This window comes from Chryseobacterium sp. MMO-72, from assembly GCF_037146035.1.
Taxonomy (GTDB): Bacteria; Bacteroidota; Bacteroidia; order Flavobacteriales; family Weeksellaceae; genus Chryseobacterium; species Chryseobacterium indicum.
This window is the reverse complement of record NZ_JBBCWG010000007.1, coordinates 67,345-93,600: the sequence shown is the minus strand read 5'-3', so window position 1 is coordinate 93,600 and position 26,256 is coordinate 67,345. Positions and strand designations below refer to the sequence as shown.

Here is a 26,256-nt window from a genome sequence, read left to right as displayed (position 1 = left end):
ATATGATGAAATTTTCAACCCGTTTTTCGGCTCAGATTTAATATTTCCTTCAACTTCCCATCAGACACAGTTTATATGTGAATTCTACTTTTGCACGAAAATAAAATCAGGCAGTACAATTTTTAATAATCCACTGATATACAATTTTTAATCTCAATAAATCTAATAAAAAGTAAACTAAAAATGAAACATTATTTTTTCTTTTTCCTCTTCGTCGTCCAGATGGTTTTTGGGCAGGCTTTGTATCCTTACTTACAAAATCCTACGCCAACTTCCATGATTGTCAACTGGAAAACCTCTTCCAATAATGAAACTACTGTTTTTTACGGAACCAGCCCAACCAATCTGAATGTTACTTTTACAGGAACAACGAATATTTTTTCAGATACAGGATATAACAACAATTACTTTTATCACACCGCAAAAATTGCTAATCTTCAGCCTAACACAAAATACTATTATAAGATTAAAACAGGAACCAGTGAATCTGCAGTGTATAATTTCCGGACACTTCCTCTACCGGGACAGGCAGCAACAGCCAACGGAAAAATCCGTTTCCTGATCATGGGAGACAACCAGATTAAAGCAGAACCGAGATACGATACCCTAACCTTAAATGCTTATAAAAAATTAAAGGAAAAATTCGGTGCGGCTTCCGATCCTTCAGATAATATTGCTCTAACCTTCATGGTAGGAGATCAGGTAGATGTGGGAACTTTGGATCATTACGAAAATGTTCATTTCAAGAAAAATATTAATTTATCGCCTTATCTTCCGATTCAGACCACGGTGGGAAACCATGAAACATACGGAAGTCTGGGAATGAATTCCTATTACGCACATTTTTACATTGATGAAATTCAGTATAAAAACATTAGCTCAGGAAACGAAAATTACTATGCACAACAGGCTGGAAACGTTCTGTTTATAAGTTTAAGCTCTGAACATACAGGCTCTGCACAAATGACTTGGCTGCAACAGGTTTTAAATGCTGCAAACGGCGATTCTACGGTAGACTGGATCATTTCCCTGAGCCACAGACCGTATCAGGCGGAGCAATATGTAGGAGATATTTCTACGTGGGTAAGAAACAGTGCCGTTCCGCTTTTAACCACTTCTTCAAAATATTTAATGCACGTCGGAGCGCATCACCATTTATACCACAGAGGTCAGTTGAAAAATACACCGAATTACCAGATTATTTCCGGAGGAGTAGCATGGGATCAGTATTGGGGAATGTCGACCGAACAGGATTTTGATGATGTTCAGAAAACATTAACAGACTGGACGTATCAAATCGTGGAAGTAGATGTAAACACAGGAAAAGTAGATGTGGAATCCTATTCTATCGGAGGGGTTTATCATAAAAAATATAATGAGCTGATTGATACATTCCACCGCTATAAAAATCAGCCAAAACCTGCAAAACCTTCTATTTCCAATACATTTACGGCGCCGGTTACTTTACCGTTAACTTTAAACGGAAGTACATTTTCAAGCTCAAACGGAGAATTGCTGAACACAACTCAGTTCTTAATTAGTAAAGCAGCTGATTTTTCCATCATTGAAAAAGAATTTTACAGAGATTATGAAAACTGGTTCGGAAAAGACGGAAGCGGAACTCCTGATATCACGAAAAACCTGAATGCAGGAGTAGATATCACAAAAGCTACTATTGCCGCCAACTCAATTACCAACGGAAATTATTACGTAAAAGTGCGTTACAGAGACCGCAATATGGAGTGGAGCGACTGGAGTGATGTAAAACAGTTTACAGTAACCGGAAGTGTGGTTTCTAATCCTGTTTTCACTTTAAATAAAACAGAATATCTTCAAAACGAGCCCATTATTGCCAACTTTACAGACGGTCCCGGAAACAATCAGGACTGGGTTGGAATTTATAAAAAAGGACAGAATCCTTCTGCCGTAACTTCTCAGGCTTTTGTGTATACCAACGGACAAACCGCAGGAACAGCCACTTTCCCGAACGGAATTGCTGCCAAAGGTCAGTATTTCGCAGGATTTTTTGCCAATAACGGATATACGGAAATTACACCGAGAAAAAATTTCTACGTAGGTCCGAAAGTTAATCTGACTACCACTTCAGATGTTTATCCTGTTGGCGGAACCGTAACCGTAAATTTCTCCAACGGACCGAATTTAACCAAAGACTGGATCGGAATTTATAAAATGGGACACACGCCCGGAACCATAAATTCTACTCAGTGGAGCTATGTGACAACGGCTTCGGGAACGCTTAATTTTACAGGCCTTGCCAAAGGATATTATTATGCACAGTACTTCTTGGAAGACGGCTATACAACGGTTGGAGAAAAAGTTTTCTTTAAAGTAGGGGATGTGGTGACCGAACTTTGGATCAACAAGCCGGTTTACAGTTTGGGGGAAAATATCACCGCTTCATGGACGGATTCTCCGGGAATCATCAAAGACTGGCTCGGAATTTATCCTCAGAATATTTCGGTTCCGGATGATCAGTTTGTTTCGTATACTTATTTTGACGGAATTACACAGGGAACCAAAACAATTACCGGAACAGCAGTTCCTGCAACACCGGGAAATTACTATATGGTGATGTTTACCAACGATTCTTACACGGAAGTTTCAAACAGGGTTCAGTTTCAGGTAACCGGAACACCGCTTGGAACAGAAGAAACCAAAAGTACAGAGAAAAATGTGGTTCTTTATCCGAATCCTACAAAACCCGGTGAACCGACTTTCATCAAAAGTGATTATCCGATCGAAAAAATAGAACTTCTTTCTGCTAACGGAGATCTTCTTTATCAGTCAAAAAATGTAAATAATCAGCGTTTCTCTCTGGTCAACGAAAATCTTCCGAAAGGAGTGTATTTTGTAAAAGTATACACAAGAAAATTATTTACTTTAAAATTAGTCATTCAGTAAGAAATTAACTTTCCAGATAAATCAACAAAACGGGCTTAAAAAAGTCCGTTTTTGTTATTTTTGATAATATTCAGATTAATTATATATTGAGCCATCACTCATCAATTATCAATCATCAAAATTGGAGCTTATTCCAGCTTTCGCTACTCGCTTTTTCTTATTTTCGGCGGCTGCTTCGCAGCCGCCGAAAATAAGAAAAGAGCTCAGACATGCCGCTCAATCTGGGCTAAAACATTCTCCGTAGTTCAATATTTGACATTCAAAAATCAATCATCAGTAGATTTCAGTGCCCATGCAATCAGCGGAGCCTGCATAAAAAGCCTTCCCAATCTCTGATTATCCGTGTTCAGCCCAAAAGAGTCCCTTCTGTTTTTATACTGAGCAATATTTCCTGGGAAAACAGCAGCGAAAAATCCGGCAACAATTCTTCCCATATTTTTTCTGTATTTTTTAGGAGTCGCAATCATGGCTGTTCCTAAAGCGATTTCAGCAACGCCCGAATAAACAACAGTATCATCTTTATCCAGAGGAACCCATTCCGGAACCTGCGCCTGAAACTCTTTCCTCGCAAAAGTAAGATGTCCTATTCCTGCGGTAATCAGAAAAGCTCCCAGAGCAATTCTTGAAATATTTTTTGTTTCCATAAATAAATATTTGTGAGGTGATTGTGTAAGACGTACCAAATTTCAGACCACGAAAAAAATCTAAAAATCCTGAACATCGGATATATGAGAAAAATTATTAAATTTAGCCAACAGAAAAATCTAATATTTCATGATAGATAAAAGAGTAAAAAATGCAAAGGAAGCCATCGAAGGTATTAAGGACGGAATGACATTAATGTTAGGCGGATTCGGACTTTGCGGAATTCCTGAAAACTCAATTAATGCTTTGGTAGAGAGTGATGTAAAAGACTTAACCTGTATCTCAAACAACGCCGGAGTAGACGATTTCGGTCTGGGATTACTGCTTCACAAAAGACAGATCAAAAAAATGATTTCCTCTTATGTGGGAGAAAATGCAGAATTCGAAAGGCAGATGCTTTCAGGAGAATTGGAAGTAGAACTTACTCCACAGGGAACTTTGGCAGAAAAATGCAGAGCGGCACAGGCAGGAATTCCCGCTTTTTATACACCGGCTGGTTTCGGAACTGAAGTAGCAGAAGGAAAAGAAGTAAAAGATTTCAAAGGAAAGCCCCACATTCTGGAATATGCTTATGAAGCAGATTTTTCTATTGTAAAAGCATGGAAAGGAGATCACGCCGGAAACCTTATCTTCAAAGGTTCGGCAAGAAACTTCAATCATCCGATGGCGGGAGCAGGAAAAATTACCATTGCAGAAGTCGAAGAATTGGTAGAACCGGGAGAATTGGATCCCAATCAGATTCACATTCCGGGAATCATGATCCAGAGAATTTTTCAGGGTGAAAAATTCGAAAAAAGAATCGAGCAGAGAACTGTTAGAAAAAGAGATTGATTTTAAATTTCTTCTTAAAAATAATACCCCGAAATCAACTTCGGGGTAATTTATTTTAGTTATAAAAGCCTAATTGTCATTCTGAACAAAGTGAAGAATCTCACAATCATATCAACTTCCATCTCATCTACACTAAAGTTTTTCTCTCCCCGATCTGCTGTCTCCACATGGCATAATACAAACCTTTTTCTTCAATAAGATTAAGATGAGAGCCGGTTTCTACAATTTGTCCGCGTTCCAGAACGTAAATTCTGTCGGCATGCATAATTGTGCTTAAACGGTGTGCAATAAGAACGGTAATCTGTTCTTTTTCCTTAGAAATTTCTTTAATGGTCGTGGTAATTTCCTCTTCGGTAATACTGTCCAGTGCAGAAGTAGCTTCATCAAAGATCAGCAAATGGGGTTTTCTCAGTAACGCTCTTGCAATCGCAATTCTCTGCTTTTCGCCGCCGCTTAGTTTTAGCCCGCCTTCACCAATCACGGTATTAATTCCGTTTTCAGCACGCTCCAGAAGAGCGGTACAGCTTGATTTTTTTAAAGCCAATTGCAAATCTTCTTCCGTTGCGGACGGATTTACAAACAAAAGATTTTCTTTAATAGTTCCTGCAAAAAGCTGAGTGTCCTGCGTTACAAACCCGATCTGGTTTCTCAGTTCATCAAAATCAAATTCCTTTCCGTTAATATTGTTATATAAAATAGAGCCTTCCTGCGGTCTGTATAAGCCCACCAACAGTTTTACCAGAGTACTTTTTCCCGAACCGCTTGGTCCTACAAAAGCAATGGTTTCTCCGTTTTTTACGTTAAATGAAATAGAATTTAAAGCCTTATAATGTGCAGTCTGATGCTGAAACGAAACTTTTTCAAATTCAAGCTCCTCAATAGCTCCGATTTTCTTTGGCGTTAAAGGTTTCGGTTCCACTTCTTTTTTCATCACCCGGTCGAAATTATTCAGAGAAGCCTGAGCTTCGCGGTAGGAAATGATGATATTCCCGATTTCCTGCATCGGTCCGAAAATAAAGAACCCGTAAAACATTAACGATAAATACTGTCCCGGAGTTACAATATTTTTAAAAATCAATAATAATAACGTGAAAGTAATCGTTTGCTGTAAAAAATTAACCAGAGTTCCCTGTACAAAGCTTAAAGAACGGATGCTTTTAACCTTTCTCAGTTCCAGATTCAGAATTTTGTAGGTATTATTGTTCAGACGTTCAACTTCCTGATTGGTCAGTCCTAAACTTTTTACGATCTCAATATTTCTGAGACTTTCCGTAGTACTTCCCGCAAGATTGGTCGTTTCGGTAACAATATTTTTCTGAATGGTTTTTATTCTCTTGCTTAATAAATTTGTTACCACTGCAATAAAAACTATTCCCACCACATAAACTGGCATAATCGACCAGTGCAGACGAATTGCGTACACAGAAACGAAAATTATACTCACCAGAATTCCGAAAAAAACGTTGATGAAATTATTGATGAATTTTACAGAATCTTCCCGAACCTTCGTTAAAATAGAAAGTGTTTCACCACTTCTCTGGTCTTCAAATTCCTGAAAAGGAAGTCTCATCGAATGCTTCAGACCGTCCGTAAAAATTTTAGCCCCAAATTTCTGAATAATCACATTCACCACATAATCCTGAAAAGCTTTTGCGATTCGACTTATCATGGCAGTACCGATTAACAGTCCCAAAAAGTAAAAAACTCCATGATAGATATCAGTTCCGTAGAGATATTCCCCCATATTTCTGGGAAGAGTTTTCTCTTTATCGAAAAAATTGGGATGGGTAACAAGTTTATCTAATATATTCCCCGTAATAGCGGGGGCAAATAAAGAAAATACCTGATTTACAGCAGCTAAAAAAAGCGAAATAATAATCAGCCACTTATAAGGTTTAAGGTAATGTAATAAAATTTTCATCGTTTAAATTAAAGCGTACAAATTTACAACAATTTGAGATTCAAAATTTATCCTGTGATAAGAAAGAAAATTATTTTGTAATTCTGAAAAAATGGCTAATTTGGCAGGATAAGATTAAGCTATGCTAACTAAAGAACAAATTGCACAAAGAATTTCCAGAGAAGTAAAAGACGGATATTACGTAAATTTAGGAATCGGAATTCCAACATTGGTTGCCAACTACGTTCCGGACAATCTTTCGGTAGAGTTCCAGAGTGAGAACGGAGTTTTGGGAATGGGACCATTTCCTTTTGAGGGAGAAGAAGATGCGGATGTTATCAATGCCGGAAAACAGACGATTACCATCTTAGACGGAGGTTCCTTCTTCGATTCGGCATTCAGTTTCGGGATGATCAGAGCGCAGAAAGTAGATCTTACTATTTTGGGAGCCATGGAAGTTGCCGAAAACGGAGATATTGCCAACTGGAAAATTCCGGGAAAAATGGTGAAAGGAATGGGCGGAGCAATGGATCTTGTAGCTTCGGCAGAAAATATTATCGTTGCGATGATGCACGTAAACAAAGCCGGAGAAAGTAAAATTCTGAAAAAATGTACCCTTCCTTTAACCGGAGTAAACTGCGTGAAAAGAGTGGTTACCGAATTGGCAGTTTTAGATGTTACGCCTCAAGGTTTTAAGCTTATTGAAAGAGCTCCGGGAGTTTCTGTGGAGCACATCATACAATCTACGGAAGCAGATCTGATTATTGAAGGAGAAATTCCGGAAATGCAGTTCTGATAAAAAACAAAAGCTGTTTCAATTGTCTGAAACAGCTTTTTTGTTAAGCATCATTTATTTCATTCAAACCTATGAGCGTGTAAAGTATCTTCAGATTTCTTTAAAATAAAAATTTAAAACCGAAAGACAGCGTAGAGATGGCATTTCCGTTAGGTCCGAATACCGCCTTATTATAATCCGGTACTACAGTGGCAACATGAGCCAGGGAAAAATCTGTTGTTTTAATATCTTTTGTTGTTCCCGGATAGTTTTTAATTGTTGTATACGAAAGATTAGCCAGATTATAAGAAAATTCTACCGTAAAATGTTTGGTGAGAACATAATCTAATCCTCCAGAAACAGCCAGCCCTATCTGATTTACCTTGATATCACTATTCGGTACAGATTGTCCGTTTGCTGTCATTTTCGTTTTTCCTGAAATGATAGGAACTGCAAGTTGCCCGAAAAAGAAAAGTCCTCCGTGTATATTCCAGTATTTTCTTGCCAGAGGTTCCACCACCAGAAGATTCGTTTTTAAAGTTACATTATCCGCAACCTGATTTTGAGATTTTACACCAATATTTCCTGCTGCAATTCCTATGGCAGTGGAAGGTCCCACAAAATAACCGGCAAGAGGAAGAATTGTAGTACTGGACGATTTACCGGTTTCCGAACCGTCATTTGTGCTTTGATAGCCAAATTGTGCCGTTGCAAACCAAGTTCCCTTTAGACCTTCTTGCTTTTCCTGTGCGTTGCATAGCCCCATTATTATCATAGAACCAGCTAATAACATTTTTTTCATGTTCCTAAATTTTATTTATTTAACACGATCAAATTTAGGAGGGTATTCATCTTTTTTTGTGATGATTCTCGCTGATATTTGTCATTTTGATATTTATCATTTTTGTTAAAAAATATAAATTTTGTTTTTAAATTTACGGTAGATTAAGTCTTTTTATCATTTTATTTTTAATGAATAATTGTTTATTTTAAATTTTATATATTTAAAATATGAATTGATTTTTCAATTGTGATTCATAAAATCAATATTCACTTTTTTTTATTGAAGAAGCTAACTTTTATCATACTCCCGAACTCTAAAAACAACAGTTTGTTCGCTAACTTTGAGTATACAAAATGGAGTTTAGTAAGTGATTTCTTTAAAAAACAATTTAAATTTTGAATATTATGAAACAAAGAATTCCTGTATCTCAGATCATGACGAAAGACTTAATAACTCTTAATGTTTCGAATACACTGTATGATGCCGAAAAATTATTTAAGAATCACAAAATAAGACACATTCCTGTTGTGGAAGATAAAAAACTGCTGGGAGTATTAAGCTATTCCGATTTATTGAAAATCAGCTATGCAGATGTGGAAGAAGCAGAGGATGTTGAAACGGATGGCGTTTCTGCCGTAGTATATGATATTTTCAGCATTTCGCAGGTGATGACGAAAAGCCCGATGATTGTAGAACCCAATACGACCATTAAAGAAGTGGTGGAAATTTTATCTGAACAGAGCTTTCATTCTATTCCTGTAGTGGAAAATGGAGAACTGAAAGGAATTGTAACGACCACAGATATTTTAAAGTATTTATTGAAACAATATTAAATTACAGATAGTACTTCCGCTTTATTTTAATATTGGGTATTAATCAGAAAATCAATAAATTATCATGAATTAATCCCTTCAAAACCGGATATTTTGAAGGGATTAGATTTTAAATTATTTACCGTCCTGCGCTCCGAAAACCTTCTGCAAAATACTTGTGGTTCTCATGGCAGGAGTATTTCGGATTCCGCTTTCTTTTTCTGCCACCATTTTGAAAACTCCGTTGATGGTTTCTGTGGTTACATATTCATTAAGATCCGTGGTTACAGCCTGTCCTGTGAAAGTATTGTATTTAGAAATAATATTGCTCCAGACCTTATCGGCTCCGACTTTTCCCAGTGAAGCTTTCACTTTTGGCTGAAAAGCGGAGAAAAGCTGAGTTTGTGTTTTCGTTTGCAGATAATTGGTCGCTGCATTATTACTTCCCAGTAAAATATTTTTAGCATCCGTAATCGTCATTGAAGTAATCGCTTTTGTAAAGATCGGGGCTGCTTCCGTTACAGCATCCTCCGCGGCTCTGTTCAGTAATTTCACTCCTTGGTCTGCAAGACTTCCCAACCCGATAGAGCGTAAAGTCGTATCAATTTTTCTCAGTTTTTCCGGCATTAAGATTTTTACCGCTTCATTTTTCAGGAAACCATCCGTTACACCTAATTTTTTCACGCCTTCATTTACACCGAGACTTAGAGCTTCCTTTAGTCCAGAAGAAATCTGGGTTGAAGTAAGACTTCCGAGATTGATTGGAGATGTGGTTGTGGTTGTTTTTGGCGTGGTTGCGGTTCCACTGGTTTGAACCGGAACTTTAGGATTGTTAAGATCAATTCCTGTCTGATCTTTCACTGTAGATTTTATAACATCTAAAATCTGTGCCTGTGCGGAAATTGAAAATAAAAGTCCGCCCACCAGTAAAAATGTTTTTCTCATCATTTATTTTTTTGCAAAATTAGATGTTTTCTTATTTAATAAGTTAAATTACGTTTAAAAATTTTCAGAAAATAAGTATATTCGCTTAATCTTAAACTCACAAAATGCAGCGTTTTTTACTGGTACTTTCTGTGCTTTTTTCAAGTCTTTTTTTTACTCAAACCAGATTAAATTTAATTCCCTATCCGCAAAAGGTTGAATTAAAAACAGGGAATTTCGAGGTAAGCGGGAATACACTTTTCGTGGGAGACAAAAAATCGAATGAATACAAATATTTTATGGATAATTTTAAAAAAATCTATCCAAAAAATTCATCTCAAAACATAAAAAAAACAAAGCCAAATTTTATTTCGCTACTGTTAAATAAAGATTTAAAAATTGATAATAAACGAGAGCTTAATTCAAATTACATTATAAATATCAGCAACGAAATGATGATGGTTGTTGGAAAGAACCCTGAAGGTCTTTTTCAAGGCATTCAAACTCTTTTACAATTAATAAAAACTTCAGAAGACGGAAAAATTCCCGCTCTCGAAATCCGGGATTCCCCAAAATTCCAATGGAGAGGAATGCATTTGGATGTTTCCAGACATTTTTTCACCGTTGAAGAAGTAAAACAGTACATTGATTATCTTGCCATGTACAAACTCAACACTTTTCACTGGCATTTAACCGATGATCAGGGTTGGAGAATTGAGATCAAAAAATATCCGAAATTAACGCAGATCGGCTCTATACGTAAAGAATCCATGATCGGAGCCTATGTTGACAATACCTTCGACGGAAAACCTTACGGACCGTATTTTTATACACAGGAACAGATTAAAGAAGTGGTAAAATACGCTCAGGAAAGACATGTTACCGTAGTTCCCGAAATTGAAATGCCGGGTCACGCTTTAGCTGCATTGTCCGCTTATCCTGATTTAGCCTGTACAAAAGGATCTTTCGAACCGGCTACGAAATGGGGTGTTTTTGATGATGTTTTTTGTCCTAAAGATGAAACATTTAAATTTTTGGAAAATGTTTTAGATGAGGTAATTGCTCTTTTTCCTTCGCAATACATCCACATCGGAGGCGATGAATGCCCGAAAACAAGATGGAAAGAATGCGCACATTGTCAGGAATTGATCAAAAAAAATAATCTGAAAGATGAACATGGTCTGCAAAGCTATTTTATACAAAGAATTGAAAAATATGTAAACTCAAAGGGCAGAAAAATTATCGGCTGGGATGAAATTCTTGAAGGCGGATTGGCTCCGAATGCTGCAGTAATGAGCTGGACAGGAATAAAAGGCGGGGTAGAAGCTGCAAAATCCGGTCATTTTGCCGTCATGACTCCCGGTTCCTACTGTTATTTCGATCATTATCAGGGAGATCCCGCAACAGAGCCGAACGCTTTCGGAGGATTTACGCCTTTGGATAAAGTCTATTCTTATAATCCGATTCCCGAAGAACTGAATGCAGAACAGGCAAAATACATTTTAGGAGTTCAGGCAAATTTATGGACGGAATATATTCTGGATTTCAAACAGGTTCAGTATATGATTTTCCCGAGATTACTGGCGCTTTCGGAAGTGGGATGGGGAACTGCTGATCCTAAAAATTATAAGGAATTTGAAGGAAGAGTAATTAATGAATTCAGAAATCTGGATAAAATGGGGGTGAATTATGCGAAAAGCATTTATAATGTTTCAGGAAAAGTAATTTCTTCTGAAAATGGTGCTGCCTATGAACTTTCAACCTCACAAAATCCGGACGGAATCCGATATACAGTGGACGGAACAGATCCTTCAGCTAATTCTCAGACCTATAAAAATCCTGTTCAGATTTCAAAATCAATGACGGTTAAATCTGCCTATTTCGAAAATGGACAGCTTAAAAGCGCTGTATCTTCCCAAAGTTTCACGATATCCAAAACAACCGGAAAAAAAATTACATTAGAAGAGCAGCCGAGTGAAAATTATTCTTTTGGCGGAGCTTTTACTTTAGTCGACGGAATTACTGGAAACCAAAAACAATTGGGAAAAACATGGCTCGGTTTTAATGGAAAAGATGTGGTCGCAACCATTGATTTCGGACAGAAAACGCAGTTCTCAGAAGTTTATTTCAATACACTGGATAATAAAGGAAGCTGGATTCATTTCGCAAAATCGGCTCAGATTTTTGTGTCTGACAATGGAACAGATTTTAAGTTAATCAAAGAAGTCGGAAAAGAAGAAATCCTTTCAGCACAAGGAAAAATTAAAGTGAATGTCGGAAACCAGAATTCAAAATACATTAAGGTTAAAATAGAAAATGCGGGAATTATTCCTGCGGGAAATCCGGGCGCGGATTCTAAAGCTTGGCTTTTTGTTGACGAAATTGGCGTAAATTAGCCTTAGAAATTTAATTATGCAGGATTCAGTGCTTTCTTCAGAATTTACTTCCTCTCCGGAACTCGTGGAAAAGCTTTACCAATACGGAGTAACGAAAACTTATCAGGAAGGTGATATTATTCTCGATGAAAATTCGTCCATCCGTTCCATTCCTATTGTAATGAAAGGGATGATGAAAGTGATCCGCACCGAAGAAGACGGAAGGGAAATTCTTCTGTACTATATCAAAGCAGGTGAAAGCTGCATCATGTCTTTTCTGGGCGGAATGCACAACGAAAAAAGCATCGTAAAAGCGGAAGTAGAAGAAGATACCGAAATCCTGTTTCTGCCTGTTGACAAGGTTTCTTTGTTTATTAAAGAATATCCGGAATGGCTCGATTATATTTTCAGGCTGTACCACAAACGTTTTGAAGAACTCTTGGATATTATCAATGCGATCGCTTTCAAAAAAGTTGATGAAAGACTGCTGAATCTTCTTCACAAAAAATCTGAAATTCTGAATTCCAAAACCATCGTCATCACCCACGAACAGCTCGCTAATGAACTGGGAACAGCCAGAGTCGTCGTTTCTCGACTCCTGAAACAGCTTGAAGACTCCGGAAAACTCCAGCTCGGACGAAATAAAATTACGATTTTAAAAGATTAGACAAAACTCTTCGTAATCTTATCTAAGTGAAAAGTTTATGCTGAGCTTGTCGAAGTAGCTTCGTGAACTTAAAGACATTGAGTAGCCAAGAAAATCTTAGCGAACTTCGCGATCAAAAAAATCTTAAGATTCTTTCAACATAACAAATGTATTCTGTTAAATGTTTACAAAGGTTCTATATTACTTCACTGAATTTCTTAGCGGTCTTATCTAAGTGAAAAGTTTATGCTAAGCTTGTCGAAGTAGCTTCGCGATCAAAAAAATCTTACGAGTTCACAAACTTAAAAAAATACTGTATAAAAATCCTTCTGTAACAAAAGTAGCGGTACACCTTTCCCGATATCTTCAATTTTGCAACATAAAGTTGAAAACATGGAAATTTTTGGATATCTTGCTTCTGTTTTAATAGGAATTTCATTAGGTTTAATCGGTGGTGGCGGAAGCATTCTTACCGTTCCCGTTTTGGTTTACCTTTTCGGATTAAACGCTTTTCTGGCAACAGAATATTCCCTTTTTATTGTCGGAATCAGCAGTGTGGTCGGTTCAGTTTCCTATTTTAAAAAAGGTCTGGTAAATTTAAAAACCGCCCTTGTTTTCGGAATACCGTCCATTATTTCCATTTTCCTGACGCGAAATTATATTGTACCCTTAATTCCCGATGAAGTTGTTACCGTCAGCAACTTTGTGGTAACCAAAAATATTCTGTTGCTTTTAATTTTTGCAGGATTAATGATTTTGGCTTCCTACAAAATGATTCAGAAAACTACAGATTGTGTTACCAAAACATCAGATTTACAGAAAAACAGTACCCTTTTAGCAGCAGGAGAAGGATCTGTTGTAGGAATTTTAACAGGTTTAGTCGGCGCAGGAGGAGGATTTATGATCATTCCGGCACTCGTTAATCTGCTTAAAACTCCAATGAAAGTAGCCATCGGAACTTCTCTGGTAATCATTTCGCTCAATTCCCTCATCGGATTTTTCTCATCAATGAATTCTGTGAAAATCGATTGGAAATTATTAGCCACCATTTCATCAATTGCTATTGTCGGCATCATCATCGGTTCGCAGTTATCCAAAAAAATCGACGGAAAAAAACTCAAACCTGCATTCGGGTGGTTCATTCTTGTGATGGGAATGTACATCATCATTAAAGAACTTTTTTTATAGTTTTTTTATTAGGCAGCTGTTTCCGTCTGTAGTTTATCCTGAGTTTATAGAAGAATTCCCAATCTTTTTGTTTTGTAAAAAAAAGAGCTCCACTCAGGTCGGGCTGCGAGAAATTCAGGGTAAAAAAATCAAAGTTTTTTAAAATCTATAGAGCAAGATATCATGAAAGCCAATCTCTTATAAGCTTTAGCGGCTTTGTGAAGCTAAAAAAAATATGTATTAAAAAAAAACTTCGTTGTCTTTGTGTTCAAAAAATAAAATCCTTCTGTAACAAAAGTAGCGGTACAGAAAATTCCAAACCAAGAAATTTGTATCAGAAAAATAAGTAAAATTTAAAATCATAAAAAATGAAAATAGAACAGATTTATACAGGATGTCTTGCACAGGGAGCTTATTATATTGTTTCCAACGGTGAAGCGGCAATTATAGACCCGCTAAGAGAAACCCAGCCTTATATTGAGCGTCTTGAAAAAGATAACGTGACGCTGAAATACATTTTTGAAACCCACTTTCACGCAGATTTTGTAAGTGGACATTTAGATTTAAGCAAAAAAACGAATGCACCGATTGTTTACGGTCCCACTGCAAAACCTGAGTTTGAAGCTATTATTGCAGAAGATAATCAGACCTTTCAAGTAGGAAGTATCACCATAAAAGTCCTTCATACACCCGGTCATACCATGGAAAGTTCCTCTTTTCTACTGATGGACGAAAACGGAAAAGAAACAGCACTTTTTAGCGGAGATACTCTGTTTTTAGGTGATGTAGGTCGTCCCGATCTGGCACAGAAAGCAGCAAACATGACGCAGGAAGAATTGGCAGGCTTACTTTATGAAAGTCTTTACAGCAAAATTTTACCTTTGAATGACGATATTACCGTTTATCCGGCACACGGAGCAGGTTCTGCGTGCGGGAAAAATATGCAGAAAGAAACGGTAGACTCACTTGGAAATCAGAAGAAAACCAATTACGCACTGAATCAGAAAGATAAGGAAAGTTTCATAAAAGCGGTTACAGACGGACTTCTTCCGCCTCCGGCTTATTTTGGAATGAATGTGGCGATGAATAAAAAAGGCTACAACAGTTTCGATGAAGTCTTGTCTAAAGGTTTACAGGCTCTTTCCCCTGATGAATTTGAAGAAATGGCAGAACATTCAGGTGCTTTGATTTTGGATGTACGAAATAACGAAGACTTCGCAAAAGGATTTGTTCCGCAATCCATCAATATTGGACTGAATGGCGATTTTGCACCTTGGGTTGGAGCTTTGGTAGTGGATGTAAAACAGCCGATTCTGCTCATTACCAACGAAAATGAAGAGGAAGAAACCGTGACCCGATTAAGCCGTGTAGGATTTGACAATGTTCTCGGATTTTTAAAAGGCAGTTTCAACGCATGGAAAGACAGCGGTAAAGAAACAGATTCTGTCAACAGAATTTCAGCGCAGCAATTTGAACAGGAAATTAAAGAAAAAGAAGCGAAAATTATTGATGTCCGAAAAGAAAGTGAATACAATGCAGAACATATAGATGAAGCATTCAACAAACCTTTAGCCTACATCAACGAATGGATAAACTTAATCGATCCGGCGGAACATTTTTATCTGCACTGTGCAGGAGGTTACAGAAGTATGATGGCTGCAAGTATTCTTCAGGCAAGAGGCTACCGTAATTTTAGTGAAATTGAAGGAGGGTTCAGCGCAATTTCTCAAACAGACATTCCTGTAAGTGATTTTGTTTGCCAGAGTAAAATTTTAAAATAGATTTTACAACGAAAGAGACAAGAAACTTTTGAAGGTCCAAAATCAGTCAGAATAAGAATCTTTGTGGTCTTCAATAAGTGTTAACGCCTTTACGAACTTAAAAATCAACGGAGTTATTTTAAAAAGAAAACTTAACGTTCTTGGCGTTTAAATCCAAAAATAGGTCAATTTCTGCTGAAGTCGATTTTATTTGCAATCTTTACATCAAACTCACGTTAAAATCATTAATCAGAATATAAAACAGTTTTAATACAAATACTTAATGTTAGAAATCATAAAAGAACCTTGGCCGTGGTACATTGCAGGACCGTTAATCGGGCTTACTGTTCCTACTTTACTGATTTTGGGAAATAAATCTTTCGGGATCAGTTCATCACTCAGACATATCTGTGCGGCCTGTATTCCTGCAAATATCGGCTTTTTTAAATACGACTGGAAAAAAGAACTCTGGAATTTATTTTTCGTTTTCGGAATTTTTTTAGGTGGAATGATTGCCGCTCAATTTTTAATGAATTCACAAGAAATTACCGTTAACCAGAATCTAAAAGCAGAATTAGCAACCTACGGAATTACAGATTACAGCAATCTCGTTCCGAGACAACTCATGAATTTTACCAGTCTTTTTACAGTAAGAGGATTTATTATGATGGTTGTCGGCGGCTTTTTGGTAGGTTTCGGAACGCGTTATGCGGGAGGGTGTACCAGCGGACACGCCATCATGGGACTTTCCAATCTTCAGTGGGCATCTTTGGTGGCAACAATCTGCTTTATGGCAGGAGGTTTTCTAATGGCAAATGTTATTCTGCCAATAATTCTTTCACTTTAAAAATTTAAAAATGAAACAGGAAAAAGATAGAAGACATCAGGACAGTATTTGTACCAACGAAAGTCAGCTTCATCATAGATGGTACCACAATTTAAAATACATGATCGTTGGAATGTTATTCGGGATCATCTTTGTAAAGGCAGAAATTATAAGCTGGTTCAGGATTCAGGAAATGTTCAGATTACAGTCTTTCCATATGTACGGCGTTATCGGGAGTGCTATTTTAACGGGAATGATCTCCGTATTGATCATTAAAAAATTTAATATCAAAACCATTTATGGCGAAAAAATTTCCATTGCTCCAAAGAAATTTAATAAAGGCCAAATTTACGGAGGACTGATCTTCGGATTTGGCTGGGCGATTACGGGAGCCTGTCCCGGACCGCTTTTCGCACAGATCGGAACCGGAGCTTTTGCGGTAGCCATCACTTTGCTGAGTGCCATTTTCGGAACTTGGGTGTATGGATATTTCAGGGAAAAATTACCTCATTAATTTTCAATAAAACCATTTGGGCGGTAGAAAATCTACCGCTTTTTTTATTTCATCTTCATGCGAAAAATCCTTAATTTGGAGCCAAATAAATCTGAGTATGCAAAGTAGAAGAAAGTTTCTGAAAAAATCTGCCGTTGCTTCACTGGCTTTAGCAGTAAATCCGTTGGATCTGTTAGCTAAAAATCAGCCTGAAAACAACAATACAATCATTAATAAACCGATCGTTCTTTCCACATGGAATTTCGGTTTAAAAGCCAATGAAGAAGCGTGGACGATTCTCGGAAAAGGAGGAAGAGCTTTGGATGCAGTCGAAAAAGGAGTACGCCTCGTGGAAAATGATCCGGAAGAGAGAAGCGTCGGTTATGGCGGTCGTCCTGACAGAGACGGAAGAGTTACTTTGGATGCCTGTATTATGGACGAAAATTACAATATCGGTTCTGTTGCGTGTCTGGAAAATATTAAAAATCCGATTTCAGTAGCAAGAGCTGTGATGGAAAAAACACCTCACGTAATGCTGGTTGGAGATGGAGCTTTGCAGTTTGCCGTTTCGCAGGGATTCAAAAAAGAAAATATTCTCACTCCCGAATCCGAAAAAGAATGGAAAGAATGGCTGAAAGACAGCAAATATCAACCGATCGTCAATATTGAAAATCATGACACAATCGGAATGATCGCTCTGGATGCGAACGGAAATCTTTCAGGTGCCTGTACAACGAGCGGAATGGCTTTCAAAATGCACGGAAGAGTCGGAGATTCACCGATTATCGGAGCAGGTTTGTTTGTGGATAATGAGGTAGGTGCAGCAACGGCAACCGGTCATGGGGAAGAAGTGATCCGAACCGTAGGAACGCATTTGGTGGTAGAATTAATGAGACAGGGAAGAACGCCACAACAGGCCTGTAAAGAAGCGGTTGAAAGAATTGTAAAAATTACACAGCGTAGAAATAAAAATCTGAAGGATATTCAGGTGGGTTTTATTGCCCTTAATAAAAAAGGAGAATATGGCTCCTACTGTATTCAGGATGGGTTTAGTTTTGCGGTGTACGACCAGAAAGGAAACCGTCTGGAAAAACCAGATTTTGCATTAAAATAGATGTAGTCATCAATAGAAACGGGCTTTAGCCCGTTTTTCAAAATAAAAAATCCATTGGCTTTAGCCAAAACTTAAATAAAAAAAATGTCAAAAATAGAAATAGCATGCTTCAATCCGGAATCTGCAATCATTGCTTTTGAAAACGGTGCAGACCGAATAGAATTATGCGACGGATTAAGCGAAGGAGGAACCACACCTGATTTTGAAACCGTAAAACAACTTAGAGAAAAAATCAATGTTCCAATCTTTGTAATGGTTCGTCCTCGTGGCGGAGATTTCACATACAGTGATGATGAATTTGAGCAGATGAAATCAGATCTGATTCAGTTAAAATCTTTAAATGTAGACGGTTTCGTATTTGGAATTCTGGATGAAAATGATGAAGTGAATATTGAACAGAATAAAATTTTGGTTGAACTGGCAAAACCTTATCCATGTACATTTCACCGTGCCTTTGACCGCGCAAAAGATTTAGAAAAATCATTGGAAAAAGTTATTGAATGCGGCTTTACAATCATTCTTACTTCCGGACAGAAACCCAATGTTTCGGAGGGAAAGGAAAATCTTAGAAAATTAGTAGCGTTATCCAATGGCAGAATAGAAATTCTTGTTGGTGGCGGACTTCGCTCGTCCAATATTCAGGAAATACGGGAATTTACCAAAGCAGGATATTTTCATTCTTCCGCAATTACGGACGGCGGAGCTTTTGCGAATTCTGAAGAGATTATTGCTTTGAAGAATAAGTAGTAATATGAAATTTTAACTAAAAATATACGTCGAGTTTGTCATTCTGAATGAAACGGAGTGGAGTGAAGAATCTAAATATAAATGTTGAGATTCTTCCTTCGTCAGAATGACAAAGCGTTTGAATTTTACTAATAATCAATCTCTTAATGAAAAAATCCATACTTTTTACTTTCCTTTTCCTACAAATCTTGACCAACGCACAATTCTCTGAGCGTAATTTATCCTCTGAAAAATGGAAATTCAAAAACGCCAAAGAGAATAATTGGTTGACTGCTTCTGTTCCGGGAACTATTCATTTGGATTTGATGAATAACAAGATCATTCCCGATCCGTATAAGGATGAAAATGAAAAAAAAGTACAATGGATAGAAAATGAAGACTGGGATTATCAGACTTCATTTAACATTTCTTCAAAAGATTTGGGAAATCAAAATATTGAATTGATTTTTAATGGATTGGATACGTTTTCCGAGATTTATTTAAATGGAAAATTGATTCAATCGACAGATAATATGTTCAGAAAATGGACAATTCCGGTTAGACAAAGTTTAAAGAACGATGAAAATATTTTACAGGTAAAATTCAGATCTGCGGTAAATGTCGGAAAAGAATTAGCCCAAAAAGTTCCTTTCACCATGCCGGAATCTCCGAGAAGTTTTGTGAGAAAAGCGCAATATCAGTTCGGTTGGGATTGGGGACCAAGATTAGTGACGGCAGGAATCTGGAAAGACGTTAAATTGAATTTCTGGAACATTGCTAGGTTTGATCATATAAAAATCGAACAAAAAATTTTAACAAAGCAAAAAGCAGATTTAAATATTCATGCTGAAATTTTCGCTACAGAAGAAGGGAAATACAGTTTTTCAATTAACGGAAAATCTCAAAATATTTCTTTAAAATCCGGATTGAATTTAATTTCAATTCCTTATCAGATTCAAAATCCGAAATTATGGCAACCTAACGGTTGGGGGAATCCGAACTTATACGATATTAAAGTTTCTTTGCAAAAAGATTCAAAAATGATTGCTGAAAAATCTGAAAAAATCGGACTGAGAACAGTTGAATTAATTCAGGAAAAAGATGCAAAACGAAAATCGTTTTATTTCAAGGTGAACGGAAAACCAATGTATGCGAAAGGAACCAACTGGATTCCGGGCGACAGTTTTTCTACGAGAATGACCAAAGAAAAATATCAGCACTTGATTAAAGATTGCAAGGATGCAAATATGAATATGATCCGCGTTTGGGGAGGCGGAATTTACGAAGATGATGAATTCTACAAAGCCTGCGACGAAAATGGAATTCTGGTGTGGCAGGATTTTATGTTTGCAGGAAGCTTTTATCCGTCCGATGAAAACTTTCAGAAAAATGTAGAATTGGAAGTGAAAGATCAGATTGAAAGGCTTCAAAATCATCCGTCATTGGCGTTGTGGTGCGGAAATAACGAAATCGATGAAGCGATTGTCAATTGGGGGTATCAGAAACAATTCAAATATTCAAAAGAAGATTCTTTACAGGTTTGGAAGGATTACAAGAAAATTTTTCATGAAGTAATTCCCAATGCTATTCAAAAATATGCAACAAATGACAAGCAAATCTATTGGGAAAGCTCGCCGTCCATCGGATGGGGACATAAGGAAAGCCTTACGGAAGGCGATTCTCATTATTGGGGCGTTTGGTGGGGAGAACAGCCGTTTGAAATATACAATGAAAAAGTTCCGCGTTTTGCTTCAGAATACGGTTTTCAGGGAATGTCGACATTGGAAACTACAAAATCCATGTTTTCAGGGAATCCTGATTTAAGCTTACAAAATGGAACCATAAAAGCTCATGAAAAGCATTCCAGAGGCTGGGAAATTATTGAAAATTACATGAAGCGGGACTATATCGTTCCGACAGATTTTGTGAAATACAATTATGTTTCGCAGTTGCTTCAGGCTCGCGGAATGCAGATTGCCATTGAAGCACACCGCAGAGCAAAACCTTATAATATGGGAACTTTATACTGGCAACTGAACGATTGTTGGCCTGTTGTTTCATGGTCTTCCATAGATTATTCAGGAAACTGGAAATCGTTGCATTATCAGGTGAAAAGGAGCTTTGAAAATCAGGTGATTTTGGTAGAAGAAAAAGAGGGGATACTTACTTTTTATGCCATTAACGATCAGACACGAAAATTTGATGATGTTTTTGTGGAAATAGAGGTTATTAATTTTCAAGGGAAAGTTTTAGACGAAATAACAACAGTTCCCAATAGAAAAACACTCGAAGAAATAGTACAATTCGATCCGATCGAAATTCAAAATCTGATTCCTGATTCCTATAAAAATGAAGTGTTTTTAAAATTGACTTTAAAAGATACCAACGGAAAGGTAATTGCCGAAAGTAACTATTTCTTCGCAAAGCCCAAAGATTTAAAATTAACAAAACCTGCCCTTAAAATCAGGAAAATATCTGCCACTGAAATTGAAATTTCTACAGATGTTTTGGCAAAAGACGTTTATTTGATGGGAGATACCCATTTCAGCGATAATTTTTTCGATTTGCTTCCAAAAACATCCAAAAGAATTATCCTTTCAAAACCATTGGAAAAAGTAGAGGTAATGAGCTTGTTTGATACGATAAATTGATTTTAAATTTATATATAATTGCCGTTCTAAACATATACTGAAAGTTTACAAACGGAGTTCAGAAGCGGAATGAAGAATCTCTTGTAGCCGAATGCAATAGATTCTTCCTTCGTCAGAATGACAAAAATAAAGTTTTTTGATAATGGGAAATAAGCGATTAAAAAGAAATCAACCGTAAATTTGCACAATAATTCAAAACTATGGTAAATTTTGTTCTTATTGCAGTGTGCATTATTGCGGGAATGGTTTTCAAAGCAACAAAATCCATCCATCCCGATGCGCATAAGGGAATCAACACCTGGATTCTCTATCTTGCACTTCCGGCGGTTTCATTCAAATATTTACCGAAAGTTCACTGGTCGGCAGAAATGCTGTTTCCGGTGGTGGCGACTTTTCTTACAGCGGTTTTTTGCTTTTTCTTTATGATGTTTTACAGCAGAAGCAAAGGTTATTCACGGCGTTCCCGAAGCACTCTGGAACTTGTAAGCGGCTACAGCAATACTTCGTTTATCGGTTTTCCGCTGATCTCCGCTTTTTACGGAGAAAGCTTACTGAGTATTGCCATTATCTGTGATCAGACCATGTTTTTTGCACTTTCAACGTTAGGCATTATTGCCGCTTTAAAAGGCGGAAACAAATCAGGAAAGATCAGCGCAGCATTTATTCTGAAAAGATTGGTTACATTTCCGCCTTTAATTGGCTGTATCGCTGCATTGGTTTTGTCTCAATTCGTCGATTTCACTCCTGCAGAACCTTTTTTCGATAAATTAGCGGCTACGGTAAGTCCTTTAGCTTTATTTTCAGTCGGATTACAACTGAAATTCAACGGCTGGAAAAAACTGATTCCCCAAATGTCGGTTTCCATGTTTTACAAACTTATTCTGGCTCCGACAATAACGCTCGGATTAGCACTTTTACTCGGAATAAAAGGAAATATTGCCAGAATTACCATTTTCGAATCGGCAATGCCTACAGTCGTTACCTCAAGCATTATTGCAGAACAGTACCGATTAAACACAAAACTGACCAATTTAACGATCGGCTTCAGCATTATTGCGGCTTTTTTTACTTCCGCAATCTGGTTTTACATTATCGATTATTTTTTTAGTGGATAATGGAAACTATTATTTTTAATGTGAGTGTAAAAACTATACAAAAACATCAATAGGGATTTATCCTATTTTAATGATTAAGATAACAATTTGCTTTAGCCCAAACGTATGCTAAATTTCGGTTAAAATTAATTTTGATTAGGGAAATCTTTACATTGAACTAAAGCTTAACTTTCTTAAACTCTTAAACTCTTAAACTCTTAAACTCTCAAACTCTCAAACCCTTCAACATTTTTTTGGAGCTTTTCCGGCTTTCCACTGTATCTTTTAGGTTACGGGCTCCGCCTTGCTCCGCCCGCAACCCAAAAGGATGCCGTTGCAATCCGGGCTAAATAGAAACTCATGGCAACCAAACAATCTCCAATTGAACAGATAAATTTTAAAAATTTTGTATGTTTCAGAGTCTTTCAAAACGAAAAAAAATGATGTTTATTTAACCTGAGTTCGGGATAAGTCTTCTTAACCGCAAGGTTAAACAAAGAGATTCAATTATCAGGAATTCAGCTTTTAAGATATACAAAGGCGTAAAACTTATCAAAGTAATACCATTTTTGTCTTTTTTAAATAAACGAAGTGCCTTTGTGTAGCTTACCAACTTTTAATAAGTAAAAAAATCTTTTGTTTTTCTTTGCGATAAATTAATATAATGCTATAAATCAATTATCTAAATTTATTTCTTATCCCGAACTCAGGTTTATTTAAGTAAAATAGTAGAAAACTATATAGAGTTTTATCTGTTTAGACATCATATTCGGAAGATATTCTGCGTTCCGTAGGAACGCTATCTTAGAAAATTCATTGAGAATTATAGATATCAATCCTACGGATTGATGGATAGATTTATTCTTATTTCTACACAGATTGCTCCCAAAGGAGCAAAACTCTTTTTGATAATAAGCTTAAAATATTTCATATCATTTGCTGAGTGAAAAGCCTTAGCGAACGAAAAATATACATAATCATTTAAAGAAAATTTTAGCGGTCCTTGCGCTTAAAAAAGCATATCAATCAAAGATTTTTCCTGAATGATCCACTTTAATATATCATCTCATTTGCTGAGTGAAACGCCTTTGCGAACAAAAAAATATACATAATCATTTAAAGGAAATCTTAGTGGTCATTGCGTTTAAAAGTATCCCATAAAAACACACCATCAAAAAAATTGCAGTTCACAAAAGAAAAAATTAATTTTACACTTTAAATTTTTCCCTTGAATTACGCCCAGATTGTTTTACCGTTAAACCTAAAAGGATCTTTCACTTATAAAGTTCCTGAAGAACTGCAAACAGGAATTCAGACAGGAATGAGAGTTTTGGTTCCTTTTGGTGGCAAAAAAATCTATACGGGAATTGTTTTTGAACTTCACAACAATGCGCCTGAAACTTTTGTGGCAAAAGAAGTTATCAGTCTTCTCGACGATCAGCCGATTGTTCCGCAGGAGCAGATTAACTTCTGGAACTGGCTTTCCGACTATTACTTGTGCGGTTTGGGAGAAATTTACCGTTTTGCTTTTCCTTCGTCTTTGAAACTTGAAAGTGAAACATATTTAAAGCTAAAACCCAATGTAAAAGTTGATTTTGAGAACCTCGATGTCAACGAAATGTATCTCATTCAGGCTTTGGAAGTACGGCAGTTGATTAATCTGACTGATATTGAGGCTTTTATTCCTAAAAAAGATATCATTAAAACCGTCAATTCTTTAATTGATTTGCAGTATATTGAAATCGATGAAAAAATTGCTGAAAAATACAGAGCTAAAGAAATTGCGTACGTAAAAATCAATGATGAGGTTTTACAGCGGCAAAATCTTACGGAAATACTTTTATCCTTAAAAAGAGCGCAAAAGCAGAAAGACCTTTTTCTCCACATTTTAGAAAAGCAAACCGAAAATCCTGATTTGCCCATCAAAAAATCAGAACTTTTTGAAGACGGATATTTCGGAAGTTCGCACTTTAAGGCTTTGGCAGATAAAAATCTGGTCGAAGAATATTATATGCAGAAAGACCGTATCGAAAGCTATGAAGGTGAAATAGAAGAGATCGAAGAACTTTCGGAAGCCCAGAAAGAGGCGAAAAATGAAGTGGATGAAGCCTTTGAAGAAGGGAGAAATGTCCTGCTTCACGGAGTAACTTCTTCAGGAAAAACACATATTTATTTAGAGAAGATCGAAGAATGCATCAGCAAAGGAAAAAATGTACTGTTTTTACTTCCTGAAATTTCTTTAACCAAACAGATCACTCAACGATTAGAAAAAAAATACGGTCGACAGTTGGGATTTTACCATCAGAAACTTACGGATTTTGAGAGGGTGGAAGTCTGGAGAAGAATCAGGCAGAATGATATTAAAGTTTTAATCGGAACACGAAATTCTTTGTTTTTACCTTTTCAGAATGTGGGATTGGTTATTGTGGATGAAGAACACGATTCTGCGTACCGTCCGAGAGAAGTTTCTCCTTATTTCAATGCAAAAGATGCGGCGTTGGTTTTTGGAAATTTTTATGGGGCAAAAGTCATTTTAGGCTCTGCAACACCTTCCATAGAAAGCTATTACAACGCCAGAAAAGATAAAATGAAATACGTTTTTCTGGAAGAGCGCTTTGGAAATGTCAATCTTCCTGAATATGAACTGATTAATTTCAAAGAAGCTCAGGAATCCAAAAAAGTATCCGGAAATTTTTCTTTGCAGTTGATTGACGAGATTAAAAAAGTGGTGGAAGAAAAAAATCAGACGATCGTTCTTCACAACCGTCGTGGTTATGCCAATGTTGTGGAATGCGAAACCTGCGGTTACGTAAACTACTGCTCCAACTGCGATGTGGTGATGACGTATCATAAAGCTGCCAACGAAATGAAATGCCATTACTGCGGACAGAGAGCGTCCAAACCCAAAGTCTGCCCAAAATGTCATTCCGAAAACCTAAACGAAAGAGGAGTAGGAGTAGAGCAGATCCATGAAGAAGTATCTAAATTATTTCCCGATCAGGAAGTAGACAGAATGGATGTGGATTCCATGAGAAAGAAATTTGCCTACGAAAAATTATACGAAAAAATTGAAGATCGGGAGACCGATATCGTTGTCGGGACACAGATGATCTCAAAAGGTCTGGATTTTGATCACATCGAGCTGGTTGCCATTCCGAAAGCGGATTCCTTGCTATATGTTCAGGATTTCAGAGCAGAAGAAAGAGCTTATCAACTCATTACTCAGGTTTCCGGAAGAGCGGGAAGAGTTTCCGGAAAAGGTAAAGTGTTAATACAGACTTTTAATCCGGATCATTCTGTTTTTCAGTTAATTAAAATGAATAGTCCGGCGAAAATCTATAAATATATTTTAACGGAACGCCAGAAATTCCATTATCCGCCTTTTACAAAGCTGATTATGATAGAACTGAAGCACAGGAGAGAGGATAAAGCCAACCGCGCTTCCCAGTTTTTAGGATCCATCCTGAGAAAATATCTTCCCGAAGATTGTGTTCTGGGTCCGGAAAAAGCTCAGATTGCGCGACTTAACAATCTCTATCAGTTCCAGATCATGCTGAAACTTCCTAAAGGAAAAAAGTATGAAGAGTATAAAAAAAGGGTTTTAGCAAGTCTGAAAGAATTCGATGAAATTACAGCTTATCACAGCATCAGAAAAGACGTTTTTGTAGATTTTTAACAATTTTTAACAAACTTTATACTCTTTTTATAATAGTCTACTGAACTGCCATACAACAATATTTTCTACATTTGATCGTTGATTATATGTTTGGTGTTTTGCATTTCAATTTAACCCGTTGATTTTTAATCCATC

General features: G+C 36.8%; 19 protein-coding genes. 15 read left to right on the top strand and 4 right to left on the bottom strand.

What is annotated here, in order from left to right; translation table 11 throughout:
• Window positions 1–183 precede the first annotated feature (183 nt).
• Window positions 184–2,922, top strand: coding sequence for a fibronectin type III domain-containing protein (locus WFH39_RS11585; protein WP_235131262.1), 2,739 nt, complete (start codon window positions 184–186; stop codon window positions 2,920–2,922).
• Window positions 2,923–3,188: 266 nt separating this feature from the next.
• Here the strand turns inward: WFH39_RS11585 and WFH39_RS11580 are convergent, their stop codons facing one another.
• Window positions 3,189–3,566, bottom strand: a complete 378-nt coding sequence (locus WFH39_RS11580) for a DoxX family protein (protein WP_235131261.1) — start codon at window positions 3,564–3,566, stop codon at window positions 3,189–3,191.
• Between the two features lie 130 nt (window positions 3,567–3,696).
• On the opposite strand from WFH39_RS11580, the gene WFH39_RS11575 reads away from it, so the two are divergent.
• The gene (locus tag WFH39_RS11575; RefSeq protein ID WP_029297233.1) at window positions 3,697–4,398 is read left to right on the top strand and encodes a CoA transferase subunit A; all 702 of its coding nucleotides are present in this window, start codon (window positions 3,697–3,699) and stop codon (window positions 4,396–4,398) included.
• A gap of 127 nt (window positions 4,399–4,525) precedes the next feature.
• On the opposite strand, the gene WFH39_RS11570 is transcribed toward WFH39_RS11575, so the two are convergent.
• Window positions 4,526–6,319, bottom strand: a complete 1,794-nt coding sequence (locus tag WFH39_RS11570; protein WP_235131259.1) for an ABC transporter ATP-binding protein — start codon at window positions 6,317–6,319, stop codon at window positions 4,526–4,528.
• Between the two features lie 121 nt (window positions 6,320–6,440).
• On the opposite strand from WFH39_RS11570, the gene WFH39_RS11565 reads away from it, so the two are divergent.
• Window positions 6,441–7,094 carry a CoA transferase subunit B gene (locus WFH39_RS11565; protein WP_108410453.1) on the top strand — a complete coding sequence of 218 codons (654 nt, stop codon included), beginning with the start codon at window positions 6,441–6,443 and terminating at the stop codon, window positions 7,092–7,094.
• A gap of 100 nt (window positions 7,095–7,194) precedes the next feature.
• On the opposite strand, the gene WFH39_RS11560 is transcribed toward WFH39_RS11565, so the two are convergent.
• Window positions 7,195–7,875 carry an outer membrane beta-barrel protein gene (locus WFH39_RS11560; protein ID WP_235131258.1) on the bottom strand — a complete coding sequence of 227 codons (681 nt, stop codon included), beginning with the start codon at window positions 7,873–7,875 and terminating at the stop codon, window positions 7,195–7,197.
• Between the two features lie 386 nt (window positions 7,876–8,261).
• Here WFH39_RS11560 and WFH39_RS11555 point away from each other — a divergent pair, with 386 nt between their 5' ends.
• Window positions 8,262–8,690: a CBS domain-containing protein gene (locus WFH39_RS11555; RefSeq protein ID WP_076393162.1), complete on the top strand. Its 429-nt coding sequence runs from the start codon at window positions 8,262–8,264 to the stop codon at window positions 8,688–8,690.
• 114 nt (window positions 8,691–8,804) lie between these two features.
• Here the strand turns inward: WFH39_RS11555 and WFH39_RS11550 are convergent, their stop codons facing one another.
• Window positions 8,805–9,614 carry a DUF4197 domain-containing protein gene (locus tag WFH39_RS11550; protein ID WP_336690013.1) on the bottom strand — a complete coding sequence of 270 codons (810 nt, stop codon included), beginning with the start codon at window positions 9,612–9,614 and terminating at the stop codon, window positions 8,805–8,807.
• Window positions 9,615–9,718: 104 nt separating this feature from the next.
• On the opposite strand from WFH39_RS11550, the gene WFH39_RS11545 reads away from it, so the two are divergent.
• The 11 genes from WFH39_RS11545 to priA all read left to right on the top strand — a co-directional run bounded on the left by WFH39_RS11545 (window position 9,719) and on the right by priA (window position 26,121).
• Window positions 9,719–11,989 carry a glycoside hydrolase family 20 protein gene (locus WFH39_RS11545; RefSeq protein ID WP_336690012.1) on the top strand — a complete coding sequence of 757 codons (2,271 nt, stop codon included), beginning with the start codon at window positions 9,719–9,721 and terminating at the stop codon, window positions 11,987–11,989.
• Window positions 11,990–12,005: 16 nt separating this feature from the next.
• Window positions 12,006–12,635: a Crp/Fnr family transcriptional regulator gene (locus WFH39_RS11540; RefSeq protein ID WP_336690011.1), complete on the top strand. Its 630-nt coding sequence runs from the start codon at window positions 12,006–12,008 to the stop codon at window positions 12,633–12,635.
• 372 nt (window positions 12,636–13,007) lie between these two features.
• Window positions 13,008–13,802, top strand: a complete 795-nt coding sequence (locus tag WFH39_RS11535) for a sulfite exporter TauE/SafE family protein (RefSeq protein WP_336690010.1) — start codon at window positions 13,008–13,010, stop codon at window positions 13,800–13,802.
• A 347-nt stretch (window positions 13,803–14,149) separates the two neighbouring features.
• Window positions 14,150–15,562: an MBL fold metallo-hydrolase gene (locus WFH39_RS11530; RefSeq protein ID WP_336690009.1), complete on the top strand. Its 1,413-nt coding sequence runs from the start codon at window positions 14,150–14,152 to the stop codon at window positions 15,560–15,562.
• A gap of 262 nt (window positions 15,563–15,824) precedes the next feature.
• Entirely contained in the window at window positions 15,825–16,388 is a 564-nt protein-coding gene (locus tag WFH39_RS11525; protein WP_336690008.1) for a YeeE/YedE family protein, read from the top strand.
• Window positions 16,389–16,398: 10 nt separating this feature from the next.
• Window positions 16,399–16,881 carry a DUF6691 family protein gene (locus tag WFH39_RS11520; protein ID WP_336690007.1) on the top strand — a complete coding sequence of 161 codons (483 nt, stop codon included), beginning with the start codon at window positions 16,399–16,401 and terminating at the stop codon, window positions 16,879–16,881.
• Window positions 16,882–16,978: 97 nt separating this feature from the next.
• Window positions 16,979–17,974 (top strand): isoaspartyl peptidase/L-asparaginase family protein, encoded by a 996-nt coding sequence (locus WFH39_RS11515; RefSeq protein WP_336690006.1) that lies wholly within the window; start codon window positions 16,979–16,981, stop codon window positions 17,972–17,974.
• An 84-nt stretch (window positions 17,975–18,058) separates the two neighbouring features.
• Window positions 18,059–18,721, top strand: a complete 663-nt coding sequence (locus tag WFH39_RS11510) for a copper homeostasis protein CutC (RefSeq protein WP_336690005.1) — start codon at window positions 18,059–18,061, stop codon at window positions 18,719–18,721.
• 146 nt (window positions 18,722–18,867) lie between these two features.
• Window positions 18,868–21,351, top strand: coding sequence for a beta-mannosidase (locus WFH39_RS11505; protein ID WP_336690004.1), 2,484 nt, complete (start codon window positions 18,868–18,870; stop codon window positions 21,349–21,351).
• Window positions 21,352–21,551: 200 nt separating this feature from the next.
• Entirely contained in the window at window positions 21,552–22,466 is a 915-nt protein-coding gene (locus tag WFH39_RS11500) for an AEC family transporter (protein ID WP_336690003.1), read from the top strand.
• 1,207 nt (window positions 22,467–23,673) lie between these two features.
• Window positions 23,674–26,121 carry a replication restart helicase PriA gene (gene priA / locus WFH39_RS11495; RefSeq protein WP_336690002.1) on the top strand — a complete coding sequence of 816 codons (2,448 nt, stop codon included), beginning with the start codon at window positions 23,674–23,676 and terminating at the stop codon, window positions 26,119–26,121.
• The last annotated feature ends 135 nt before the right edge of the window (window positions 26,122–26,256 follow it).